Origin of the sequence: Pseudomonas sputi (genome assembly GCF_021603585.1) — a bacterium.
Taxonomy (GTDB): Bacteria; Pseudomonadota; Gammaproteobacteria; order Pseudomonadales; family Pseudomonadaceae; genus Aquipseudomonas; species Aquipseudomonas sputi.
Map to the genome: position 1 here is coordinate 384,929 of NZ_BQHI01000001.1, position 21,252 is coordinate 406,180.

A 21,252-nucleotide genomic window follows, 5' to 3' on the forward strand; every position below is an offset into this window, starting at 1 on the left:
TGCTCGGCACGATCGCAACGGCCTGCGGTCGTAAACTTCACATGCGCGAACTTGTGGAGAACCAATGAGCCGGGACGTCCTGACCACCGAAACCAATCGCCGTCAGTTGCAGCAGATCATTGCCGGGCTGTCCGACGGGGTGATTCTGCTGGAGATTGACCAGACGATTCTCTGGGCCAACGAGGCGGCGCTGGCGATGCATGGCGTCAGCCGCATCGGTGAATTGGGCAACAACGCCGGGGAATACGTCGAGCGTTTCAACCTGCGGTACCGCAACAACCACACGCTGACCCCGGAGCAATACCCGATCAGCCGTGTGGCTGCCGGCGAAACCTTCAGCGACGTGCTGGTCGAAGTCACCCCGTGCAGCGACGGGGAACGCACTTGGGTACACAGCGTGCGCAGCATGGTGCTGACCGATCGCGATGGCGAGGTCGAGTCGCTGGTGCTGATCATGAGCGACCTCACCGATTGGGCCAACGCCGAGCAGCGCTTCGAAAAAACCTTCAACGCCAACCCGGCGCCGGCGGTGATCTGTCGCCTCAGCGATCTGCGTTACATCAAGGTCAATCCGGGGTTCCTGGAGATGACCGGCTATACCCGCGATCAGGTGATCGGCGCCTCGACCTATGAGCTGGATATTCTTGAACAGGCCGAGCGCAAGGACCTGGCCATCCAGCGCCTGCGCGATGTCGCGACGATTCCGCAGATGCAGGCCGAGTTGCGCCTGCCGGACGGTGGCAGCAAACAGGTGATCGTCGCCGGCCAGCCACTGGTACTCAACGATGAGGATTGCATGCTGTTTTCGTTCGTTGATATGGAGCCACGGCACAAGGCCGAAGTCGCTCTGCGCCAGAGTGAAGAACGGTTTGCCAAGGCTTTTCGTCTGACCCCGGTGCCGATCCTGATTTGCAATGCCGATCAACAGCGGGTGATCGACGTCAATCAGGCGTTCCTCGATACCCTGGCCTACGACAGCGATGAAGTGCTTGGAAAAACTGTCACACAGCTTGAGTTCATTGATGAGTCGGCGGCCCGGGCGCAATTGCTGGCGGCGCTGGAGAAAAACGGCCGGGTCGATCGTGTCGATGTGCGGGTGCGCAGGAAGGACGCCGAACTGCTGGAATGCGCGGTCTCCGCCGACACCGTCAACATCCAGGACGCCGCGTGTTACCTGTTGGTGCTGATGGACATCACCGAGCGCAAGCGCACCGAGCTTGAGCTGGTGGCGGCGATTGAAGAGGTGATGAAGGATGCGTCGTGGTTCAGCCGTACGCTGATTGAAAAACTGGCCAATGTGAAGAAGGTCAATTCGCCGCAATTGCCGTCGGTGTCCTTCACCGATCTCACCGCCCGCGAGCGTGATGTGCTGGGGCTGATCTGCGAAGGACTGGCGGACAAGGAGATCGCCGCACGGTTGAAACTGGCGCCGAACACGGTGCGCAATCATGTGGCGACGGTGTATTCCAAGCTCGATGTGCACAGTCGCAGCGAGGCGATTGTCTGGGCTCGCGAGCGCGGGTTGTTCTCGGGCAGTAGCAGGGGGCAGCGGTAAGGTGCAAATGCACTAGTTCAGGGGGTGCAAATTCGGGTGTCTGACAGGGCAGGCTGTTCTTAGGCTGATGAGATGCGGTGCGGGTTTTGTTCGTGATCGTATTCCTTTCGTCGTTGCTTATGGATCAGCCCATGAATGTGTTTGTCATTGAACCTGGCGTGTTGCGCCGATTGTCGGAGTTGGCGCGATGATTTATCTGGCGCAGTTGCGGGCTCGGCTTGAGCGCAGTTTTTCGCCGTTGGCATGTGAATGTGTGGTGGATGGGGATCATTCGCTGACGGTGAAGCTGTATCACCCGGCTTCCGGGCAGGTTGATCTGGTGATCAGTGGTTTGAGTCTGGATGCCTTGCGTACGGATGAGGCGGTGGATGCTTTGATCGATGAGTTGCAGTATGAGCTTGAGAGTAATTCTCTGCGGTCGCCCAGTTGAACTTGGCGGCCTCTGGGCCGACCAGGTTCTTGTTCGGTTTGGGTGAATATCCGTTTCTGCGGGTGTTGCCTCTGGCGGTTTCGCCCTTACGGCGAGTCCCTTTTTCAAACGCCGGAATGCCGGCCCAGCAAAAAGGAACCAAAAGGCTGGGCCCCGGCGTTCGGCCCCTCGCTTTGGCTCGGTGTTCCTTCGCTCCGGGATTGATCCGGGGGCATCGCCTACGGTTTGCTTCGCTGCACCTCCTCTCGATGTGTTTGGCTTCGCCAAACGGTCGCTGCGCTCCCACCCCGGATCAATCCCTCCACTCAGCCTGCCGACGGGGCCAGCACGTCAAAAGCGGTACTCGAGCTAACGCTCATCGTGGTGAGTGGTGAGGAGCGAGGAGCGTAGGGTCGATTTTGATCGTTCCCACGCTCCGCGTGGGAATGCAGCCCGGGACGCTCTGCGTCCCAATCCGACGTTCACCTGTGAGTGATGGCTTGTCGGCGGTGGCGATGGATTAGTTGACTCATTCAGAAAATCGACAGCCAATTCCCCCCAATCCCACCATTTCACTGGCACTCACCCCCCACTGGTCTATAAGGAATGAGTGGTTCGGTTTCCATGGCCGGGCGTTGTCCTGCTCGGCGACGGGAGTTTTCTTCCTTTGATCGCGGGTCATCCTATGAACAATCCTGGGAAACGCGTGGGTTCTTCGCTGCTGTCGGCTTTCGGTCTGGTGCTGCTCAGTGGTTGCGCCAGTCCTCCACCCCCTCCGCCGGCAGCACCGCCTCCGCCACCTGAGCGCACGTGTCAGGTCATGGAAAATACCGAGGTCGCCGGTGATGCCTATGCCGACGGGCAAGTGACTCGACACATCACCAAGACCCGTTGCGTCACTCAATAAGCCGGGCGCCGTTGAAGGCGCGGGTCGAGTGGACTGTGCTGGTGGCCGATCTGGTCGGCACAGCGGTGTTTGCGGTTGAAGGCGCGATTGCGGCGATGCGCAGTCAGCTCGATCTGCTCGGGGTGATGGTGATTGCGTTCATCGTCGCACTGGGCGGTGGGGTGACCCGTGATCTGCTGATCGGTGCCACGCCGCCCAAGGCAGTGGCGGACTGGCGCTATCCGGCGCTGGCATTTGCCATGGGCGGGGTGGCGTTTGTTTTTCATGAGTGGGTGCTGGGTTGGTCCGGTTCGACGCTGATCGTGCTGGACGCGGCGGGGTTGGCGTTGTTTGCCGTGGCCGGGGCGCAAAAGGCGTTGAATTTCGGGATCTCGCCGTTTGTGGCCATGTTGATGGGCACCATCACCGGGGTCGGTGGCGGGGTGCTGCGTGACATTGTGCTGGCGCGGGTGCCGGTGGTGTTGCAGGCGGATTTGTATGCCAGCTCGGCGTTTGTCGGGGCTGCGGTATTGATTGTCGGACGCAGGCTGGGTGTGCCGCCGGTGGCGGCCGCGTTGCTGGCGGGCGCGGCGTGTCTGTCGTTGCGGTTGTTGTCGGTGCATTTCGGCTGGCAGTTGCCGAAGGTTCTGGAGGTATGAAAAAGGCAGCCCAGGGCTGCCTTTAGTTTTGCGTCAGAAACGGATCAGGACAGGAAACCGCCGTCCACGTTCAGCGACACGCCGGTGGTGTAGCTCGAGGCATCGCTCGCCAGGTACAGCACGGCGCCGGCCATTTCGCTCGGGTCGGCCACGCGTTTGAGCGGGATCTGTGTCAGGGCCTGTTTCAGGATCGCGTCGTTCTTCACCAGCGCCGAGGCGAATTTGGTGTCGGTCAGGCCCGGTAGCAGGGCGTTGCAGCGGATGCCGAACTGGGCGCATTCCTTGGCGAAGACTTTGGTCATGTTGATCACCGCGGCTTTGGTCACCGAGTAGATACCCTGGAAGATCCCCGGCGAGATGCCGTTGATCGACGCCACGTTGATGATGCTGCCGCCGCCGTTTTCGCGCATCAGCTTGCCGGCTTCCACCGACATGAAGAAGTAGCCGCGGATGTTCACGTCGACGGTTTTCTGGAAGGCGCCGAGGTCGGTGTCCAGCACGTTGCAGAACTGTGGGTTGGTCGCGGCGTTGTTGACCAGGATGTCCAGGCGCCCGAACTGTTCCTTGATGCCGGCGAAGACCTGGCTGATTTGTTCCATTTCGCCGATGTGGCAGGCAATGGCGGTGGCCTTGCCGCCGGCGGCGATGATGGCGTCGGCCACATGTTGGCAGCCTTCAAGTTTGCGGCTCGAAACGATGACGTGGGCACCTTGCTGGGCCAGCAGTTTGGCGATGGCTTCACCGATGCCGCGGCTGGCGCCGGAGACGAAAGCGATCTTGCCGTCGAGGTCGAACAACTGAGTCTTGGACATGGGATTCCCTTGTAGTAAGCCTTGTTATAACGCCGTCATCAGAGGCTGGATTTGGCAATGACCTGAAGGCTCATCTGCTCCAGCAGTTTGTTCATGTGAATGAACTGCGCGAAGCGTTTGTCCTGGGTCTGGCCATGGAAGAAGCGGTAGTAGATCTGCTGCACGATGCCGGCCAGGCGGAACAGGCCGTAGGTGTAGTAGAAGTCGAAATTGTCGATCTGGATGCCCGAGCGCTCGGCGTAGTAGTCGACGAATTCGCGGCGGGTCAGCATGCCCGGCGCGTGGCTTGGCTGGCGGCGCATCAGTTGTACCGGTGCCGGGTCGTCGGCCTGGATCCAGTAGGCGAGGGTGTTGCCCAGGTCCATCAGTGGATCGCCGAGGGTGGTCAGTTCCCAGTCGAGCACACCGATGATCTGCATCGGGTTGTTCGGGTCGAGGATGACGTTGTCGAAGCGGTAGTCGTTGTGGACGATGCTGGAGGTCGGGTGATCGGCCGGCATCTTGTCGTTGAGCCAGGCTTTGACCTGTTCCCAGTGCGGTGCGTCCGGGGTCAGGGCTTTTTCGTAACGCTCGCTCCAGCCTTTGATCTGGCGGGCGACGTAGCCTTGCGGTTTGCCCAGATCGCCCAGACCGCAGGCGTTGTAATCGACCCGGTGCAGCTCGACGAAGCGGTCGATGAAGCTCTTGCACAGCGCCTCGGTCTTTGCTGAATCCAGGCCCAGCTCCGGTGGCAGGTCAGAGCGCAGGATGATCCCCTTGACCCGTTCCATCACGTAGAACTCGGCGCCGATCACCGATGCGTCGGTACAGTGCACGTAGGCTTTCGGGCAGTACGGGAAGCCGTCGCGCAACTGGTTGAGGATGCGGAATTCGCGGCCCATGTCGTGGGCCGATTTGGCCTTGTGGCCGAACGGCGGACGACGCAAAACGAATTCCTGGTCCGGGTATTCGAGCAGGTAGGTCAGGTTCGACGCACCGCCGGGAAACTGGCTGATCTGCGGCGTGCCGGTCAGGCCCGGAATGTGCGCCTTGAGGTACGGATCGATCAGGCTGGCATCGAGTTCTTCGCCAGAGCGGATACGGGTGGACTGGTCAGTAAGCGCCATGCTTATCCCTTCTGCTTATTTTGGAGGCCAGACATCATTGGCTAATCTAATGGCGCGCTCGGGTCGTCACAAGCGCGGTTCGGTCTTATAGGTTAGCGTGTTGGACGATAATCACCTTTGGGAATGTGCGCGTCGGGCCGCTGGCGACTAAGGTTTAGCGCGTATGCCTTGTTCACAAAGGAGCTTTGAAATGGGCTGCCCGCAAGTCTGTGCCAGCGCCACCCTGCAATGCAGTTTCGGCGCCGCGCCGGCGGTGCTCAACGTGCTGCCGGTCAACCGCACGCTGACCGGCGGGATGCCGGCGGCGAACATCATGGATCACATTCCGCTGGTCAACGTCACCACGTTCGGTATGTGCATGAGCCTGGCCAACCCGATGGTCGCCGCTGCCACGGCTGCGGCATTGGGCGTACTGACGCCGATGCCCTGCATTCCCGCCACCGCCACGCCGTGGATCCCCGGCGGTGCGCCGACCCTGCTGCTGGGCGGGATGCCGGCGATCGATGCCAACAGTACGTTGATGTGCAACTGGGCGGGGGTGATCAAGATCGTGATGCCGGGGCAGATGCAGATGTTGATTCCCTGAATCAGGCCTGCGCCGGATCCGTCCACTTGCGAAACCACCAGCGCACCCGGGAAATCGGCTTGCCATCGGCATCCAGCGGCCGCCCGTCCTCGGCAAATCCCTGTTCGGGTTCCATCAACTGCCCATTCAGATAACGCGCATCCACCGCCGGTTTGCCGTTGGGATGAAAGCGCTGATAACGCCCTTCACGCACGCCATCGCGATAGAACTCGGCTTCCGCCACTTGCCCGTCGGGAAAGTAATTGAACGCCTCGCCATGCAACAGCCCGCGCCGGTAGGTGGCCTTACGCTGCAACCCACCCTCAGGCGCGTAGAAACTGGCGATGCCTTGCAGTTTGTTGCGCACGAACGGCATCTGCGCCGAAACCTTGCCGTTGGGGTGATAGAGCAGGGACGTGCCCTGCAATTCGCCCTGGCTGTAATTCAGGTCCGCCTGCGGGCGACCGTCATCCTTGATGTTCAACGGGCCGTCGAGCTGGCCGTCCTGCAGGCGGCCCTTGAGGTGTTTTTCATCCTGCTGCCAATCCAGCGGTGTGATCGCCATGGTTTCTCCTTGTCAGTTGACCTGCACCAGCCCGCCCTTGATGGTCAGCATGCCGCCGCCGTCCACGGTCTGTGAGGCCGCGCCCTTGTTGGTCAGGCTGATCCCCGCGTCGTTGGTCAGCGTGGTTCCGGCCTTGTTGTCCAGCGAAGTCCCGGCCTGATTGGTTATGGCGGTGCCGGCCTTCTGGGTGATCGACGTGCTGGCCGAAGTGGCCAGATCCGCGCCGCTCTTGATCGTGAAGCTGCCGCCGCTTTGCAGGGTAAGGGTGCCGCTGACCTTGATCGTCAGGTTGCCGTCCACCGTCAGGCTGTAATCGCCGGTGACCTTGTCGGTGTAGTTGCCGCCGGTGCTGTGGTTCTGGTCGGCGCCGACCTTGACGGTGCGGCTGTCCTTCACATCGAGGCTGTCGCTGCCGGTCTGGATCGTGACGCTGCGTTTGCCTTTCTCCAGCGTGACGGTTTCATCGCCGTCCTTGACCGTGCGGGTGCGGGCGTTTTGTACGGTCAGGGTTTCGTCGTGGCCGACCGTGGCGGTGGTGTCGTTGAGCACGTTGATCTTCAGGTCTTTCTGCGCCTGCAGGAACACTTCCTCGGCATCGTTCTTGTCCTCGAAACGCAGCTCGTTGAACCCGCCGCCGCCCTTGGACGATTGAGTCTTGATCCCCGACTGGGTCTGGTTCGCCGGCAAGGCATAGGGCAGGGCGTTGTCGCCGTTGTACACGCAACCGGTGACCAGCGGCCGGTCCGGATCACCGTCGATAAACGTCACAATGACTTCCTGACCGATACGCGGCACAAACTGCATGCCGAAACCCTTGCCACTCCATGGCAGCACGACGCGTACCCAGCAGGAACTGGTTTCGTCATTTTTGCCATCGCGATCCCAAGGGAACTGCAACTTGATCCGGCCGTATTCGTCGGTCCAGATTTCTTCGCCGGACTTGCCGACCACGACGGCGGTTTGTGGATGCATGCGCGGTTTCGGCGTGAGGCGTTGCGGACGAAATGGCGTGGCCTTGGGGATCGCTTCGAAGCGGTTGCGATAGCTTTCGTGGCTGGCGTCGTGGGTGACCCGAGTGACGACCCAATCGATGTTCAGGGTCGCATCTTCGTGGCCGTCGAGGGTGAACCAGTGCCCCGGAATCAGCCAGCGACAGTCGCTTTCGCCAACAAAACGCTTCTCTTCACTGCGCAGCCCGTCGACCCGTTGTTTGGTCAAGGCATCGCCGCGAGCCTTGGCGTTGTAGCCGCCGGGATGCTCATAGATCGATCGCGGCCCGGCCACGGCCTCGGCCTGGCCGAAGAGCGAAGTGGTCGGCGTCGTGAACTCGTAATCCGTTGCCTTGTACACCCCGGCCACGGCTTGCAGGCACACCTGGCCCGAACGGATGCCGTGCAGCTCGCGCCCGCCCATTTGCTGGCCCAGATACTTGACCTTCGGCCCGTTGGGGATCTGCACGAAGGCGTCGTTGCTGTCACCCAGCACCAGTGTGTGCTTGCCGTCCTCGTGGGTGAAAAACCAGAAAATGCCTTCTTCTTCCAGCAGTCGCGAGACGAAGGCGAAATCGGTTTCGCCGTACTGCACGCAGTATTCGCGTGGGGTGTAACTGCCGGTCAGCGAGAGTTTGAAATCGGTGAAACCGTGGGCCTTGAAGATCGTGGTGACGATGTCCGAAGTGGCGAGGTTCTGGAACACGCGGTTGTTGCTGGCCAGAGACAGCCACCAGAGCCACGGTCTTAATAAAAGTTGATAGCGCTCGGCGGTGGCGTCGGCCGGGAGCTGGCGGATCTCGGCCACCAGTGCGTCGAAGGGGCGCAGTTGCGCGTCGTTGTGCAGGGTGGTGGTGACGTGGGTGGCGATGGCGCTGGTGAGGGTGAGCGAGGTACCGTCGTTCAATCCGTTGAGGGTTTGAACGCCGAGGGTGTTCAGGGCTTCCTCACCGGAGAGTGACTCAGGATAAAGCGCCGACAGCGAGGTGGCGGTGAGGGAGAGCGTAGTGTTGCTGTCGGTGGAACGGGGCATCCGCATTGCCTCCGATCAGGAATTCGCAAAAACAAGTTGTGAGGATGCGATGCCATGTTGAACTTTGATGACCTGCATTGGCGTCCCGTGGGGGCAGCTCCATCCATTGAGTGAGTCAGATACTTTTTTCAAATATTTTTTCTTGACGCTGACAAACACCATGACCCGATCACGGCTGTCCGTCTGTGCGCGGATCACACTGGAGGTAAACATCCAGGACTGAGTTTTCCGTTGTTCGGGTCTGGAGCCAATGAGTGTTTGATAGACGGTTTCACGAACATTGAACCGGCCGATTTCATTGGTATTGCAGGCAGCGATCAGTGTGACCGCGCGCTCAGGAGGGCTCAGCCTTATCTCGTGTTCGAGTGTCGGGAAAATATCGAAGCTCATAGTCACCTCACGATGCCCAGCAGCCTTGGGCGACATGTTTCGGGCTACCTTCGTGAAACTTGTACACGCCGTTGAGAATATAGAGCGGTCCAGTGTTCCAGCCTTCACCATGCTCCGTCAAAACCCGATATATCAATGGGTAATTCAACTTTCCAGGTGCTTCTGCGTAGAAAAAGTCGATTCGTAAAGATTCCGGGCAGGGAAGCGGGCAGTAAGGATTGTTGGCAGCCCCGGATGTCGAACCACCGGGTGCAACTTGCGCAACCAAGTAGCGCGAGGTGTCGTACTGTGCGGTGACTTGATACACAAACTCGATCCCGGGATTCTTCTTCACGTACTCGTAAACCATGGCTTCGTACTCATACATGATTGGATGGTTGCTACCTTCGGTCAGTGTTACCAGATTCCGAAGATCGGTTCCGCTGCCGCCCAGCTTGTTTCCAATCAGATGCCCTCGTTGATGATGTTCCGGGCAAGTACCGGACACGAATCCCGGTGGTCGCAAGGACTGATCCGGGCCCGAGCCGCCGGTCATGTTGGTCGATGTCAAAGTTGCCTTTGCATAAAGAGGCACCGTGACGTTGCTACCGTTTACGTTGACAGTGGTGGATTTGTATTCCGGATTCAATGGCATTGGCGTTAGTCCCGTTAAAGGCCTGCAATCTTGAAAATTTATCAATAGGCTTGCTGCTCTCCTGAAGGGGACGGATTTATCTGTTTCGCATAAATAAATATGTCCCCTTGAATCCTTGTCCCCTTAAATCCTTAATTTCCTGTCGTCCGTTACGCCCCGACGGCCACGGGCACGGCGACAACGGGCGCAGGCCAGGTGACTGCATCCACTCTGCTGCCGCTGAACAGCAGATTAAAACGAGGATCAGCGGTGTCGACTTTGCAGCCTTCAGGCGCCACGAGGGCTGGTATGAACTCTGAAGGGCAGGTGGAATCGGTCGCGGTAGTCGATGGGCGGGCATCTTCCGGGGTATGAAGTGAGGCGCCGTTCACGAGAATCTTCTTGTAGTTATCAATCCATTTCTGGCAATTCTCACAGGCGGCTTTTTTGCCACCGAGGAAGATTTTGCTCTTTGAAAAATGACCCTCGACCATGCCCTTCGTAAAAAATTTGAGCAGCGCCAATTCAGCGTGAACGTTCTCTTCATTGTTTTCGATCACGTTGACGGTTTGCGTACCGATGCTGGCTAACGAAGTCACAAGGTGAAGGCTGCCGGTGGTGGTGTTCAGTTTCTTGGGATCAATGCTTTTGCCCGCCAGTTTTTTATACAGCCAGGCATGCGGAGCCTCGATGTCTTTTGGCAGCTTTGTTTCAATATCGACAATTTTTTTGATCTTGGTCGTTTGTTCTGCGGTCAGGGGGGCGGGGTTGAATGATGCATTGACGGTGTGGACGGCACTGTAGCCGTCTCGATCCTGGGCCGAGTAAAAGTACGCCATACCCAGCGAGTGCAAGGTCACACTCGGTGCACTGAAAATCTTGTGCGCTTTATACAAGAGTTGCATCAGGCTGCTGAGATTGGTGACGCCGCAACGATTGAGCATATTGAGGACACCCGTGTGCTCACGTGGGTTTGCTGCAATGAAAAGACGCTCCTCACCCTGAAAGAACGCGCACTGCACTTCCTGGATATCAAAAGCCTTGGATTGCTCATAAGCATGGGTGACCCAGTTTTGCCCGCTGGCGAGCGAGCCCAGAATGATTGAGATCTTGGCCAGATCGTATTGGTTGCTCAGCTCCATGCGCGTGTCGCCTTCTCTCTGGCATCAGTAAAAAACTGTGCCTGCAATGCGGTTACTGGCTAATAGCGTTTCACTATTCCAGCACCCACTCGGCCAACTTTCCTGTCACCTGTGTCATCAATACGTTCTCGACATCCCGCGCGCCTGCCGCGCTGCATTTGGCGAGCACGGCTTTGACGATGCCCGCATCGAACTCGAACGGTTTGCCGGTCGCCGCTTTGTAGCGGCCGCGCAGTTTCTCCAGCTTCGCCAGCACGATGCCTTCCAGCGTCTGCTCATCCAGCGGGCGATACGCCACCACCGTCATGCGCGCCAGAAAGGCCGGGCGGAAAGCTTGCAACAGGACTTTGTGCAGCGCCTCGTTGAAGGCTTCGGAACCGATCTGGGTGACGGGCGTATCGAGCAACAGTTCAGCACCAACGTTGCTGGTGGCGAGCATCACGGTGTTCTTGAAGTCGACCACCAACCCGGTCCCGTCTTCCATCAAGCCTTTGTCGAACACGTTGTAAAACGCTTCGAGCACATCCGGATGCGCCTTCTCGATTTCATCCAGCAACACCACCGAATACGGTTTGCGCCGCACCGCTTCGGTGAGCACGCCGCCACTGCCGTAACCAACGTAACCGGGCGGAGCGCCCTTGAGCTGGCTGACGGTGTGGGCTTCCTGATATTCCGAGAGGTTGATGCTGATCAGGTTGCGCTCACCGCCGTACAGCGCGTCGGCCAGCGCATACGCGGTTTCGGTTTTGCCAACGCCGGTGGGGCCGACCAGCAGGAACACGCCGACCGGTTTTTGCGGATCGGTCAGACCTGCACGGTAGGCCTGCAAACGCTGGGCGATGGTGTTGAGCGCGGTGCTTTGGCCCATCACCCGCTGGCCCATGCGGGTGCCGAGGGTACGCACGGCATGGGCTTCGTCGGCGAGCATTTTGCCGACGGGGATACCGGTCCAGCCGGCGATCACGGCGGCGACGGTTTTGCCGTCGACCTGTTCAGGCACCAGCGGATCGTCCTGGCGGATCGCATCGAGCCCGGCTTCCAGGCGCATAAGTTCGGCGGCCAGATGATCGATGCGGTTGTCGGTGGCTTCGTCGGGCCTGTCACTGTCGGCGCTTTCGCTCAACGTCAGTAACTCGCGGCGGGTGTCGAGCAGTTCGCGCACGGCGACGCGCTCTTCGCTCCAGCGGGTTTCCAGTTCGCGAATGGCCTGGACATTGGTCTTCGATTCGCTTTCCAGCAGGGTAATGCGCTCGCGGTGATCCAGCCCCGTGGCCTGTTCGCGGCGCAGGCGCTCGACTTCTTCTTTGAGGCTTTGCTGACGGTGGCGCAGGCTCTCCAGCGGTGGCGGCACGTCGTGCTGGCCGAGGGCGACCCGAGCGCAGGCGGTGTCAAGGACGCTGATGGCTTTGTCCGGCAACTGGCGGCCAGAGATGTAGCGGTGCGAGAGTTTCACCGCTTCGTGGATTGCCGCATCCAGCACCTGCACGCCGTGGTGCTGTTCGAGTTTGGCGGCGACGCCACGGAGCATTTCCACGGCGGTGATTTCGTCCGGTTCCTCGACCTGCACAAGCTGAAAGCGGCGGGCGAGGGCCGGGTCTTTCTCGAAATATTTTTTGTATTCCATCCAGGTCGTCGCGGCCAACGTGCGCAGTTCGCCCCGGGCCAGCGCGGGTTTGAGCAAGTTGGCCGCATCGCTGCCACCTTCGGCACCGCCAGCGCCGATCAGGGTGTGTGCCTCGTCGATGAACAGGATGATCGGCTTGTCGGCGCTGCGAACCGCGTCGATCACCCCTTTGAGCCGCTGTTCGAATTCACCTTTGACCCCGGCCCCGGCCTGCAGCAAACCGAGGTCGAGCACCCGCAGACTGACTTCCTGCAACGACGGCGGCACATCCCCGGCGGCGATGCGCAGCGCCAGGCCTTCGACCACGGCGGTTTTGCCTACGCCGGGTGCGCCGACGAGAATCGGGTTGTTCTGCCGGCGTCTTAAAAGAATGTCGATGCACTGACGGATTTCGCCATCGCGACCGACGATCGGGTCGATGCGTCCGGCGTGAGCGTCGGCGGTCAGATCCTGGGTGTATTGATCGAGTACCGAGTCCTGCCGTGGCGCTGGATTTGCAGAAGACACAGAACGCGGGCCAACGTGTTCGCGGGAGTTTTCCGTCCACTCCAGCAGGTTTGAACGCAGGGCTTCTTTTGGAATCCGCAGCAATGACGATGCACTGTTGAGCAGCAGGCTGCGGCGCTCGTCGCGATCAATCAGCGCCAATAAAAGCAGCCCGGAACGAATGTTGTCGACGCCCAGCACACTGGCCTGCACCACCGCGTCCTCCAGCAACCCCAACGTGTGCGAAGACAACGCCGGTGTGCGCGTGCTGCCAGCCTTGAACAGCTCCAGCGCCTTGTTGATCTCCGCCGTCAGTGCATCTCGTTCCAGTCCGAAACGCGGCAGCAGAAAGGCAAAATCGCCACCCTCGATCTCCAGCAACTCCAGCAACAGATGCTCGATCTCGACAAAGTGATGCCCGCGCTGCAAACACCGTTGCGCGGCACGCTCGAGGGCGCGGCGGTTATCCGGGTTGAGGCGTCCGATCAGGCTGGCCAGTTCCATGTCAGGTGATCTCCAACTGACGCAAGCGGGTTTCGATCCGTTGCACGGCCAGGCTGCTCTGCCGTTGCAGGCCACCGTTCCAGCTGAGCAGGGCCGGGGTTTGTCGGTCGAGTTGCAGGGGCCCGGCACCGCGCACCAGCAGCACCAGTTTCACGTCCAGATCCGGACCGAAATACAACGCTGCGAGGCTCGCCAGTGCCGGATGCGCTTCGCCGTCCGGCAGAAAACGTCCGGCCTGCGCCGAAGACAAGGGCCCGAGCGTCAGGCGAATACCGGCGTGTTCGTCCCAGACGCGAGTACCGGCGACGGCCGTGCGTCCGAGTTGCAAATTGCGTCCGCCAGCCTTCATGACGCTGCGGCTGGCCCGAGGGATCTCGCGCCAGGCCCCTGCATAGGCACTGAGTTCCACCGGCACGCAAAATTGCTCGCGGACAATCGCCGCGAACCCTGCCAACGAGCGGCGGCGATCGGCGTACAACGCCGTGCAGGCCAGAACGGCGCAGTCGGGAATCGCCTGGCGCTCTTGCAGGGACCTGGGCAACAACCCGGTCAGCGCCCGCAATTGCGCCTGCACCGGTGAGGCCCCCGGGGTGGTAAATCCGAGGGCGATCCGGTGTTTGCGCAGCACCTTGTACAGCAGGCTGAGCAACCGATGCTGGAACAGATCGAGGAACTCGGCGGGCGCGTGATCCTTGGCCCGCGCCCGTTGTTGCAGCCATTCCTGATAGGCGTAAGGCAACGGACCGTCGGGGCCGCCGAGACCGAACATCGGCGTGTTCAGGGTCAGCGGTTCACCGGGTTTTTCCTCCAGGCGCTCGATCTGACTGGCGGCGAACACCGGCGTCAGCGGCCCGCGCAACTTCAGCGCTTCGGCCTGTGGCGATGAACCTGTACCAAGACTGTCCGCCTGCGGCTGTTCGCGCTCCAGCAACAGCAACGCCTGCAACCATTCGAACGCCTGCGGATCGCGGCGCAGGCGCTGGCTCAGGGTCAGAGCGACAGGGGCATGCCGGCTTGGGGTTGCCATGCCTTGACCTCCTTGTCTGCCTGCATGAGTACCGTGCGCACAAAGCGATTGGCCGTGGCGTACACCGAAAAGAATTGCGCGAGCACCGCCGAAAACAGCACGGCGCTGCTGCCGACGAAATGCTGTGGATCGAGCTGCAGTTGCACTTCAAGCCCATTGCGCCAACCGCGCCAGGCGTCGGCGCCGACATGGCCGATCACCCGTTCGCAACCGAGGCTCGACAATCCTTCGATCTGGCGCAGGGCGCTGGCCTCATCGCGCAGGTTATGCAGGGTCAGGATTTCCTTCAGTGCATCCAGCGCCTGCGGTCCTTCGACCAGCGACAGATGATTGAGGGTCAATTGCGACACCAGCCGCCAGCGCGAATCACCGTCCAGACGCGGCAGGCTCTGTGGGCTCGGTGGATTGCGCAGGCGGACCCACGCCACCGGGCCTGGTCGTTCGAAACCCAGTGGTGTGCCGGCAGGCAGGCTCTGGGCCAGATGCCGATTGGTGCACAGCAGTTCGGCGGTCAGGCTGTAATCGGGCAGGTCGGTCTGCGGTTCGAGACGGGTGTCGACGACGCTGACCAGAAGGTCGCTGCCGAGCCGGTTCGGCGTCTGCCCGTTGACCCGTCGCGCATGCCAGTAACGTTGCCGGTCACCGCTGCTGTGCTGGCTGCCGTAATACGCCGGCAGTCTTTGTACGCCGCTGGCGGAGCTGGCGCGCAGGCTGCGGATGCTGTGGATCTCGACGCTGTTTTCCCGGTGGCTGTCGGCGACCAGTCGATACTCGCTGCGGGTTCCGTCCGGGCGCAGCGGCTCCGAGGTCCGCGGGAACAGGTTGATCACCGGCGCGCAGCCCAGTGCGATATCGCTGGCCTGCAAGTGCAGGCGACCCGCCGGGGCCCGGTCGAAAACGACGTACAGATACAGCGTCTGGCTGTCGCTCGAAACGCCGGACAGGGGCAGATCAAAGAAGTGGAATTTGTCCGGGAATGCGAAGTACTCGGCCAGCAGGCGCATGCCCGGATGCACGCCGTCTTCGTCCGGCAGCAGTACCTCGTCGTCGGCGAAACCGACGATCTTCGGCAGGCCTTTCACGCTGACGGGAATGCTCCCCGGTGAGCCGGCCAGTACCTGCACCGCGTGAGCGCCGAGCAGGTCATAGAGGCTGGCGTTGATCACCGGTGATGCGGCCAGGTGGATACGCAGCTGTTCGATACCCAGTTCGGACCATTGGCTGTCGCCGAGGCAACTCAGGCTCAGGCGCAGCGCCGAACGGGACTGCGCCACACCTGTCAGCGCCTGGGCTTCATCGCTACCGAGGAACAAGGCTTCGCTGACTTCGATCGGCCACAAGCGCACGGCGGCACTGGTGCGAAAGTGAATGCTTTCGCCCTTGCCGGTGGTGACGAACAACGGCGTGTCCCGGGGCAGGGAATAGCCGCCGTCGAGGTTACCTTTGCTCGGATCCGGCTCGAACTGGACGATGGCGCAGGACGGCAAGGGGCGCATGGCCAGAGGATAAAGCTGTTCGAGCAGCGCATCACTGAACTCGGCGTAGTCATCATCCAGTCGTCGTTGCAGACGTGCGGCGAGCAGGGCGAAACCTTCCAGCAAGCGTTCGACATGCGGGTCGGGGCATTCGCCGGGGGACAGCTCCAGGCGCCGCGCGACTTTCGGATAGCGCTCGGCAAACTGGCTGCCGGCGTGACGCAGCCAGGTCAGTTCGCGCTGGTAGTAGTCGAGCAGTTGCGGGTCAATCGAGTCGCTCATGGCGCACCTCCAGCCCTTCGTTGCCGGGCTCGATGACAAAGGCCACCGGCCAGTGCTGCGAACCGCTGTGCAATTCGCCGAGCAGGCGAATGCTCAGGCGCTGCGGGTGCTCGGGCAGGGGATTGACCTGAACCTCGCCCAGCAGCAGGCGCGGTTCGAAATGGGTGATGGCTTCGCGAATGTCCCGCGCCAGCCGACGCCGGTCATCGCTGCGCTGTTGTTGCAGGGCGCTCCAGTCGGCGATGCCGTAGTCGATGACGCTGGGCGGGGAGGTCAGGGCGCGCGGGCCACGGCGGGTGTTGAACAGGCGCGCCAGTTCGGTGTGCACCGAATCGAGCAGGTCCTGGCGATCGAACACCTGCACGCCGTCCGCCTCGCTGCACGCGAGGCGTTCGAACAGCGGCGGGAGCATCCCCGTGCCTGCCATGGCCGTTGCGTCCGGTTACTTGCTGGCCTTGTTCGCGGCCAGGTCCCAGACCGTGCCGGCGGTGCCTTCCTTGGTGCCGTCGTCTTTCTGCGCGGTGAGTTCCCATTTGATCTTGGTGAAGTTCAGGGACAGCGTCTCTACCGGCTTGCCACCGGTGCCGCCACTGACGCTGACGTTGGAGATCACCACGTTGGTCAGGGTGTAAATGATGAACGGCATGATCTGCCCGCTGCCTTCGGCGGCGTTGCGACCGATGGTGATCTTGGCTTCCGGGATCGGCTTGCCGGCGCAGCAATACTCGTTGAGCGAGGGGGTCGAACTGTCGATGAATTTGGTCAGGGTAAATTCACCGATGTGCGGCCGACCGGAGGTGCGCTCCGAGTTGCTGACGTCGTTGGTCACCTGCATCGCCACGTTGTGGCTGAAAGACATGACTTCGATCTTGTCCTTGTAGCCCTCGAGCAGGCTGTCGCCTTTGATGTCGCCGCCGAGGTCGAGAATGATTGCATCCATCGCTTGAAACTCCTGAAAGGTGTCGTGCCAGGCAAACAGGGAAACGCCCGCAAGGAACCCTGCGGGCGTGTACGGGTCAGGCGGCGACCGGTGGCGGCAGGGTCGCGACCAGGCGGATCGACGCAGTCAGCTCTTCGAGCTGGAAGTGCGGCCGCAGGAACACTGTCGCGCGATAGGCACCGGGCTTGCCGGCGACTTCGGTGACGTCCACCCGGGCTTCACGCAACGGGTATTGCGCCTTGATCTCCTGTGGCGCGTTGTCGTTGATCAGCACGTAGTCGGCGATCCAGTTGTTGAGGTAGGTCTGCACGTTGTCGCGGGTCATGAAACTGCCGACCTTGTCGCGCATGATCACCTTCAGGTAGTGGGCGAAGCGCGAGGCGGCGAGCACATAGGGCAGCATCGCCGAGATCCGTGCGTTGGCGTTGGCCTCGTTGGTGTTGTAGACCTTGGATTTGTTGGTGGTCTGGCCACCGAAGAACACCGCGATGTCGCTGTTTTTCTTGTGGCACAGGGCGATGAAGCCGAGGTCGTTGAGCTCCTTCTCGCGGCGGTCGGTGATCGCCACTTCGGTCGGACACTTCAGCGACAGATCTCCGGAGCTGGTGCGGAAGGTATGCGCCGGCAAACCTTCCACGGCGCCGCCACCTTCAGCACCACGGATTGCCGCGCACCAGCCGTATTTGGCAAAGGCTTCGGTGATGCGTTGCGACAGCGCCCACGCGGCATTGCCCCACAGGTATTTGCTGTGGTCGGTGCCGTTGGTGTCTTCGACATAGTTGATGCCTTCCACCGGCGAAGTGTCCGGGCCGTAAGGCAGGCGCAGCAGGAAGTGCGGCAGCACCAGCGAGACGTAGCGCGAATCTTCGCTTTCGCGGAACGAGCGCCACTTGATCAACTCCTGGCTTTCGAACACCTTCGACAGGTCACGCGGCACGGCCAGCTCGGTGAAGCTGTTCATGTCGAACAGACGCGGACTGGCGGCGGCAATAAACGGCGCGTGGGCAGCGGCGGCGACGTTCGACAGTTTCTCCAGCAGGCCGATGTCCTGCGGGTGGCGGCCGAAGGTGTAATCACCGACCAAAAGGCTGTACGGATGGCCACCGAAGGTGCCGTATTCTTCTTCGTAGATCTTTTTGAACAGCGCGCTCTGGTCGAACTCGACGGCTTTTTCCAGATCGTTCTGCAGCTCCTTCTGGGTCACGTTGAGCAGACGCAGTTTCAGCCGGGTGCTGGTTTCGGTGTTTTGCACCAGCATGTGCAGGCCACGCCAGGACGCTTCGAGTTTTTGCAGGTCCGGGTGATGCAGCACTTCGTTGAGCTGAGCGCTGATCAGCTCGTCGATCTGGCTGATGCGGTCGTTGATCATCGCCACGGTGTCCTTGTCGATGGCCATGCCTTCGTCGAGCACCTGGGTGGCGAATTCCGCGAGCATGTCGCGGGCGTAGTCCTGCTGACTGTCGTCATGGGCCATGCGGCCCTCGGCGATGATTCGATCGAGCAGGGATAAAGTCTCGGCAGCAGCATTTTCGCTGGCTTGATTCTGGGCGGCGGCGGGCATGGCGAATTCTTCCTCGGTCAGGTGGACGATCAGGCTTGCGGTTCGGCCGGAGCTTCGGCATCAGCGGCCGGGACAGCGGTGTCCGGGCGGGCCGACTTGATCTCTTGCAAGCCTTCGGTGTTGGCGATGACGTCGCGCAGCAGCTTGTCCAGATCGTCATTGCCGTCGAGTTTGGTCAGCAGGTCGCGCAGACGTTGGCGGGCTTCGAACAGGCGCCGCAGCGGTGTGACTTGCTCCACCACCTTGACCGGGTCGAAGTCGTCGATGTGCTTGAAGTTGAGTTCGATGTTGAGCTTGCTGTCGTCCCCGCTGAGGGTGTTGTTGACTTGCAGCGTGGCGCGGGGGGCGATGGAGGCGAGGACGTCGTTGAAGTTGTCGCGGTCGATTTCGGTGAAGCGCCGTTCATTCAGTTTTGGCAACGGCTCGAGTGGTTTGCCCGAGAGATCGGCCAGGATGCCGACCACCAGCGGCAGTTCCTTTTTCTCGATGGCGTTGCCGATTTCGACGTCGTAGGTGATTTGCACGCGGGGCGGGCGAACCCGGTCGAGCTTGTGCTGGGTACTTTCTGCCATGTCGGCGGACTCCGATGCGATGGGCGGGCGCAATGCATCGGGGAGGCCCGTTCATCGCTTTCCCTTGCTGGACCACAGGTTAGAAAGGGTGGCAGATGACCTGTCGTTCCTTTGACAAACCTTCCTCATTCGGCTGTAGGAACCGAACTACCCAAGACGCTAGAACAGGTCTATAAAAATGCAAGCGAAAAGCTTTTTTGGACTGACTGGCGAAAAGGAAAATTCATTTTGTCTGCACGACTTTTTCTAACGATCGGGTTTGCGCTGCTCGCCGGCTGTTCGTTTTTCGGGCCGAAAGTCGATCTCGACAGCCTGACCCTCGACGTCGCTCCCAAGGCCAATGACGACACTCCGATCGCCGTGGACTTCATCGCGGTCAACGATCCGGATCTGCTCAAGCAACTGTCGGGCATCACTGCCCGCCAGTGGTTTGCCGAGCGCGAGCAGTATCAACGCGACTATCGTCAACTGATGAGCGTGTGGGGGCTGGAGCTGGTACCGGGGCAATTCATCGACCGCCAGCCGTTCCCTCTGGGGGGCAAGCGGGCGGCTGGACTTTTGGTCTTCGCCAGCTATAAAACTCCCGGAGCGCACCGCCTGCGGCTGGACGATCAGAGCGACGCATGGCTCAAGTTCGACAGTCGCGAGATGAGCCTGGTCAGCAAGGAAAACTGAAACACACCGTCCGCCGCCGGTTCGCGGTGCAGTCGAAGGGAGTCGTATGAGTCTGCTACCTGACGCGGTCTGCTGGCATGAAGGCATGCAATTGCTGCCACAGCATTTTCAGTTGCAGGGCCTGCGGGCCGAGGCGCTGGGTGCGCATCTGGCCCAGGCGTGCAACCCGTGGTTTTTCGGTGTCAGCCACATGGAGTTCGACCCGTCGGCGATGAGCGCCGGGGTGGTGCGCGTGCTGTCGTTGCAAGGGACGATGCCGGACGGCCTGCCGGTCAATCTGCAAGTCGGCGTCGATCCGACGCTGGAGCTGGACGTCGCTGCCGCGATCGACGCCACGAACGATGCGACGGTGACGGTCTATCTGGCGATCAGTCCGTTGTGGCGCGCCGGCCAGTTGCTCCCGCTCAAGGGACGTCTGCAATCGGTGGTCGGCGAGGCATTGCCGGATCTTACCAGCGGTGAATTCCCCGAATCGATTACGGTGTGGCGCCCCAATCCACGGCTGTGTACGCAACTGAACAAAGCCGATTCGATCTGCCTGCCGCTGCTGAAAATTCGCAAGGAGGGCGGCGGTTTCCTGCCGTTGCCGTACACGCCGCCGACACCGGTCCTGCTGCCGGAGTCGCCATTGGGTCGGCGGGTGGCCGGGCTCTGCGCCCGGGCGCGGGAGAAGTGCCTGTTCCTCGGCGGGCGATTGCGCCAGGCGCAGCAGGCCGGCAATCAGGACGACGCGCTGGAGATTCGTCGGCAGATGACCGCGTTGTGGGCCCGGTTGCCTGAAGTGGAAGGGGCGTTGATCAGTCGTGTCGCTCATCCGCAAAGCATTTATGTGCAACTGCTGGGACTGGCTGGCGCATGGTCGGCGCTCGATCCGCTGGCGGGCGTGCCGGCGTTCGCGCCGCTGGATTTTCTCGAATTGCAGCGCGGTTATGAACCGCTGCTCGACTGGCTGGAAAACACCCTGGAACTGATCCGCGCCGGTTACCGCAGCATCGCGTTCGAGCGCAGCGAGCAGAGTTTTTCCATTCAGTTGCCGGACGAGCAACCGAGTCAGCGTCTGGTCATCGGCCTGCGCATGCCCAACGGTGCCAGCGAGCAGGCGGCCGGCGAATGGCTGCGGGGCGCGATCATCGCTTCGGCGCCGCACATTGCGTTGCTCAGCCGTCAGCGCATGAGCGGTCTGACGCATCAGGCCATGAGCCGCAGCGAGCAGGTGGCCTACAGCGTCGGCGACGACACCCGGCTGTTCGTGGTGACCGCCGAAGGCAGCTGGTTCGACGCGCAACTGCCGCTGATGATCGCCGCGCCGGCTACCAAGCTGACCAGCAGTCCGTGGCAAGTGGTGCTGTTTGTCGCCCAGAACAGTGAACGTGCCTGATCAC

At 61.1% G+C, this 21,252-nt stretch carries 21 protein-coding genes; 7 read left to right on the forward strand and 14 right to left on the reverse strand.

Going from position 1 to position 21,252, the window contains the following annotated elements:
• The first annotated feature begins 64 nt into the window (after nt 1-64).
• From L6D81_RS01830 to L6D81_RS01845, 4 genes are all read left to right on the forward strand, one after another.
• Nucleotides 65-1,555, forward strand: coding sequence for a helix-turn-helix transcriptional regulator (locus L6D81_RS01830; RefSeq protein WP_236177668.1), 1,491 nt, complete (start codon nt 65-67; stop codon nt 1,553-1,555).
• Between the two features lie 187 nt (nt 1,556-1,742).
• Nucleotides 1,743-1,985, forward strand: coding sequence for a DUF1652 domain-containing protein (locus L6D81_RS01835; protein WP_197867631.1), 243 nt, complete (start codon nt 1,743-1,745; stop codon nt 1,983-1,985).
• 664 nt (nt 1,986-2,649) lie between these two features.
• Nucleotides 2,650-2,871 carry a hypothetical protein gene (locus L6D81_RS01840; protein ID WP_236177669.1) on the forward strand — a complete coding sequence of 74 codons (222 nt, stop codon included), beginning with the start codon at nt 2,650-2,652 and terminating at the stop codon, nt 2,869-2,871.
• Nucleotides 2,856-3,509 (forward strand): trimeric intracellular cation channel family protein, encoded by a 654-nt coding sequence (locus L6D81_RS01845; RefSeq protein ID WP_236177670.1) that lies wholly within the window; start codon nt 2,856-2,858, stop codon nt 3,507-3,509. Before L6D81_RS01840 ends, L6D81_RS01845 begins: the two co-directional genes overlap by 16 nt.
• A gap of 44 nt (nt 3,510-3,553) precedes the next feature.
• On the opposite strand, the gene L6D81_RS01850 is transcribed toward L6D81_RS01845, so the two are convergent.
• Together L6D81_RS01850 and L6D81_RS01855 are read right to left on the reverse strand one after the other, a co-directional pair.
• Nucleotides 3,554-4,321 carry an SDR family oxidoreductase gene (locus L6D81_RS01850; protein WP_064380507.1) on the reverse strand — a complete coding sequence of 256 codons (768 nt, stop codon included), beginning with the start codon at nt 4,319-4,321 and terminating at the stop codon, nt 3,554-3,556.
• Nucleotides 4,322-4,359: 38 nt separating this feature from the next.
• A complete protein-coding gene (locus L6D81_RS01855) occupies nt 4,360-5,427 on the reverse strand; it encodes a phosphotransferase family protein (protein ID WP_236177671.1) in 1,068 nt (355 codons plus the stop codon).
• Nucleotides 5,428-5,617: 190 nt separating this feature from the next.
• On the opposite strand from L6D81_RS01855, the gene L6D81_RS01860 reads away from it, so the two are divergent.
• Nucleotides 5,618-6,013, forward strand: a complete 396-nt coding sequence (locus tag L6D81_RS01860; RefSeq protein WP_236177672.1) for a DUF4280 domain-containing protein — start codon at nt 5,618-5,620, stop codon at nt 6,011-6,013.
• 1 nt (nt 6,014) lies between these two features.
• On the opposite strand, the gene L6D81_RS01865 is transcribed toward L6D81_RS01860, so the two are convergent.
• The 12 genes from L6D81_RS01865 to tssB all read right to left on the reverse strand — a co-directional run bounded on the left by L6D81_RS01865 (nt 6,015) and on the right by tssB (nt 19,195).
• Nucleotides 6,015-6,557 (reverse strand): toxin-antitoxin system YwqK family antitoxin, encoded by a 543-nt coding sequence (locus L6D81_RS01865; protein WP_236177673.1) that lies wholly within the window; start codon nt 6,555-6,557, stop codon nt 6,015-6,017.
• A 12-nt stretch (nt 6,558-6,569) separates the two neighbouring features.
• Nucleotides 6,570-8,579, reverse strand: coding sequence for a type VI secretion system Vgr family protein (locus tag L6D81_RS01870; protein ID WP_236177674.1), 2,010 nt, complete (start codon nt 8,577-8,579; stop codon nt 6,570-6,572).
• 15 nt (nt 8,580-8,594) lie between these two features.
• The gene (locus L6D81_RS01875) at nt 8,595-8,969 is read right to left on the reverse strand and encodes a DUF4765 family protein (RefSeq protein WP_236177675.1); all 375 of its coding nucleotides are present in this window, start codon (nt 8,967-8,969) and stop codon (nt 8,595-8,597) included.
• A gap of 7 nt (nt 8,970-8,976) precedes the next feature.
• Nucleotides 8,977-9,603 (reverse strand): DNA/RNA non-specific endonuclease, encoded by a 627-nt coding sequence (locus tag L6D81_RS01880; protein ID WP_007958878.1) that lies wholly within the window; start codon nt 9,601-9,603, stop codon nt 8,977-8,979.
• A gap of 149 nt (nt 9,604-9,752) precedes the next feature.
• Nucleotides 9,753-10,724 (reverse strand): hypothetical protein, encoded by a 972-nt coding sequence (locus L6D81_RS01885; protein ID WP_236177676.1) that lies wholly within the window; start codon nt 10,722-10,724, stop codon nt 9,753-9,755.
• 73 nt (nt 10,725-10,797) lie between these two features.
• On the reverse strand, nt 10,798-13,338 hold the full coding sequence (gene tssH / locus L6D81_RS01890) for a type VI secretion system ATPase TssH (RefSeq protein WP_236177677.1): 2,541 nt from the start codon (nt 13,336-13,338) through the stop codon (nt 10,798-10,800).
• A gap of 1 nt (nt 13,339) precedes the next feature.
• A complete protein-coding gene (gene tssG, locus L6D81_RS01895; protein WP_236177678.1) occupies nt 13,340-14,365 on the reverse strand; it encodes a type VI secretion system baseplate subunit TssG in 1,026 nt (341 codons plus the stop codon).
• On the reverse strand, nt 14,329-16,122 hold the full coding sequence (gene tssF / locus L6D81_RS01900) for a type VI secretion system baseplate subunit TssF (RefSeq protein ID WP_236177679.1): 1,794 nt from the start codon (nt 16,120-16,122) through the stop codon (nt 14,329-14,331). The genes tssG and tssF overlap by 37 nt, the downstream gene beginning before the upstream one ends.
• Entirely contained in the window at nt 16,106-16,549 is a 444-nt protein-coding gene (gene tssE, locus L6D81_RS01905; protein WP_236177680.1) for a type VI secretion system baseplate subunit TssE, read from the reverse strand. The genes tssF and tssE overlap by 17 nt, the downstream gene beginning before the upstream one ends.
• Nucleotides 16,550-16,564: 15 nt before the next feature.
• Nucleotides 16,565-17,062, reverse strand: coding sequence for an Hcp family type VI secretion system effector (locus tag L6D81_RS01910; protein WP_236177681.1), 498 nt, complete (start codon nt 17,060-17,062; stop codon nt 16,565-16,567).
• A 76-nt stretch (nt 17,063-17,138) separates the two neighbouring features.
• Nucleotides 17,139-18,623 carry a type VI secretion system contractile sheath large subunit gene (tssC, locus tag L6D81_RS01915; RefSeq protein WP_236177682.1) on the reverse strand — a complete coding sequence of 495 codons (1,485 nt, stop codon included), beginning with the start codon at nt 18,621-18,623 and terminating at the stop codon, nt 17,139-17,141.
• Nucleotides 18,624-18,652: 29 nt separating this feature from the next.
• Nucleotides 18,653-19,195, reverse strand: a complete 543-nt coding sequence (gene tssB / locus L6D81_RS01920; RefSeq protein WP_236177683.1) for a type VI secretion system contractile sheath small subunit — start codon at nt 19,193-19,195, stop codon at nt 18,653-18,655.
• Between the two features lie 228 nt (nt 19,196-19,423).
• Between tssB and L6D81_RS01925 the strand changes: the two genes are divergently transcribed.
• Both L6D81_RS01925 and tssK read left to right on the forward strand, forming a co-directional pair.
• Complete coding sequence (locus L6D81_RS01925) at nt 19,424-19,870, forward strand: type VI secretion protein (RefSeq protein ID WP_236177684.1); 447 nt, start codon at nt 19,424-19,426, stop codon at nt 19,868-19,870.
• Between the two features lie 46 nt (nt 19,871-19,916).
• Complete coding sequence (gene tssK / locus L6D81_RS01930; RefSeq protein ID WP_236177685.1) at nt 19,917-21,248, forward strand: type VI secretion system baseplate subunit TssK; 1,332 nt, start codon at nt 19,917-19,919, stop codon at nt 21,246-21,248.
• Nucleotides 21,249-21,252 lie beyond the last annotated feature (4 nt).

Coding starts and splice junctions, on each gene's coding strand:
- L6D81_RS01875 (WP_236177675.1), bottom strand. CDS start 8,969: ATGAGCTTCGATATTTTCCCGACACTCGAACACGAGATAAGGCTGAGC.
- L6D81_RS01830 (WP_236177668.1), top strand. CDS start 65: ATGAGCCGGGACGTCCTGACCACCGAAACCAATCGCCGTCAGTTGCAG.
- L6D81_RS01850 (WP_064380507.1), bottom strand. CDS start 4,321: ATGTCCAAGACTCAGTTGTTCGACCTCGACGGCAAGATCGCTTTCGTC.
- L6D81_RS01870 (WP_236177674.1), bottom strand. CDS start 8,579: ATGCCCCGTTCCACCGACAGCAACACTACGCTCTCCCTCACCGCCACC.
- L6D81_RS01910 (WP_236177681.1), bottom strand. CDS start 17,062: ATGGATGCAATCATTCTCGACCTCGGCGGCGACATCAAAGGCGACAGC.
- L6D81_RS01865 (WP_236177673.1), bottom strand. CDS start 6,557: ATGGCGATCACACCGCTGGATTGGCAGCAGGATGAAAAACACCTCAAG.
- L6D81_RS01840 (WP_236177669.1), top strand. CDS start 2,650: ATGAACAATCCTGGGAAACGCGTGGGTTCTTCGCTGCTGTCGGCTTTC.
- tssF (WP_236177679.1), bottom strand. CDS start 16,122: ATGAGCGACTCGATTGACCCGCAACTGCTCGACTACTACCAGCGCGAA.
- tssG (WP_236177678.1), bottom strand. CDS start 14,365: ATGGCAACCCCAAGCCGGCATGCCCCTGTCGCTCTGACCCTGAGCCAG.
- L6D81_RS01855 (WP_236177671.1), bottom strand. CDS start 5,427: ATGGCGCTTACTGACCAGTCCACCCGTATCCGCTCTGGCGAAGAACTC.
- L6D81_RS01835 (WP_197867631.1), top strand. CDS start 1,743: ATGATTTATCTGGCGCAGTTGCGGGCTCGGCTTGAGCGCAGTTTTTCG.
- L6D81_RS01885 (WP_236177676.1), bottom strand. CDS start 10,724: ATGGAGCTGAGCAACCAATACGATCTGGCCAAGATCTCAATCATTCTG.
- tssB (WP_236177683.1), bottom strand. CDS start 19,195: ATGGCAGAAAGTACCCAGCACAAGCTCGACCGGGTTCGCCCGCCCCGC.
- tssK (WP_236177685.1), top strand. CDS start 19,917: ATGAGTCTGCTACCTGACGCGGTCTGCTGGCATGAAGGCATGCAATTG.
- L6D81_RS01860 (WP_236177672.1), top strand. CDS start 5,618: ATGGGCTGCCCGCAAGTCTGTGCCAGCGCCACCCTGCAATGCAGTTTC.
- tssE (WP_236177680.1), bottom strand. CDS start 16,549: ATGGCAGGCACGGGGATGCTCCCGCCGCTGTTCGAACGCCTCGCGTGC.
- L6D81_RS01880 (WP_007958878.1), bottom strand. CDS start 9,603: ATGCCATTGAATCCGGAATACAAATCCACCACTGTCAACGTAAACGGT.
- tssH (WP_236177677.1), bottom strand. CDS start 13,338: ATGGAACTGGCCAGCCTGATCGGACGCCTCAACCCGGATAACCGCCGC.
- tssC (WP_236177682.1), bottom strand. CDS start 18,623: ATGCCCGCCGCCGCCCAGAATCAAGCCAGCGAAAATGCTGCTGCCGAG.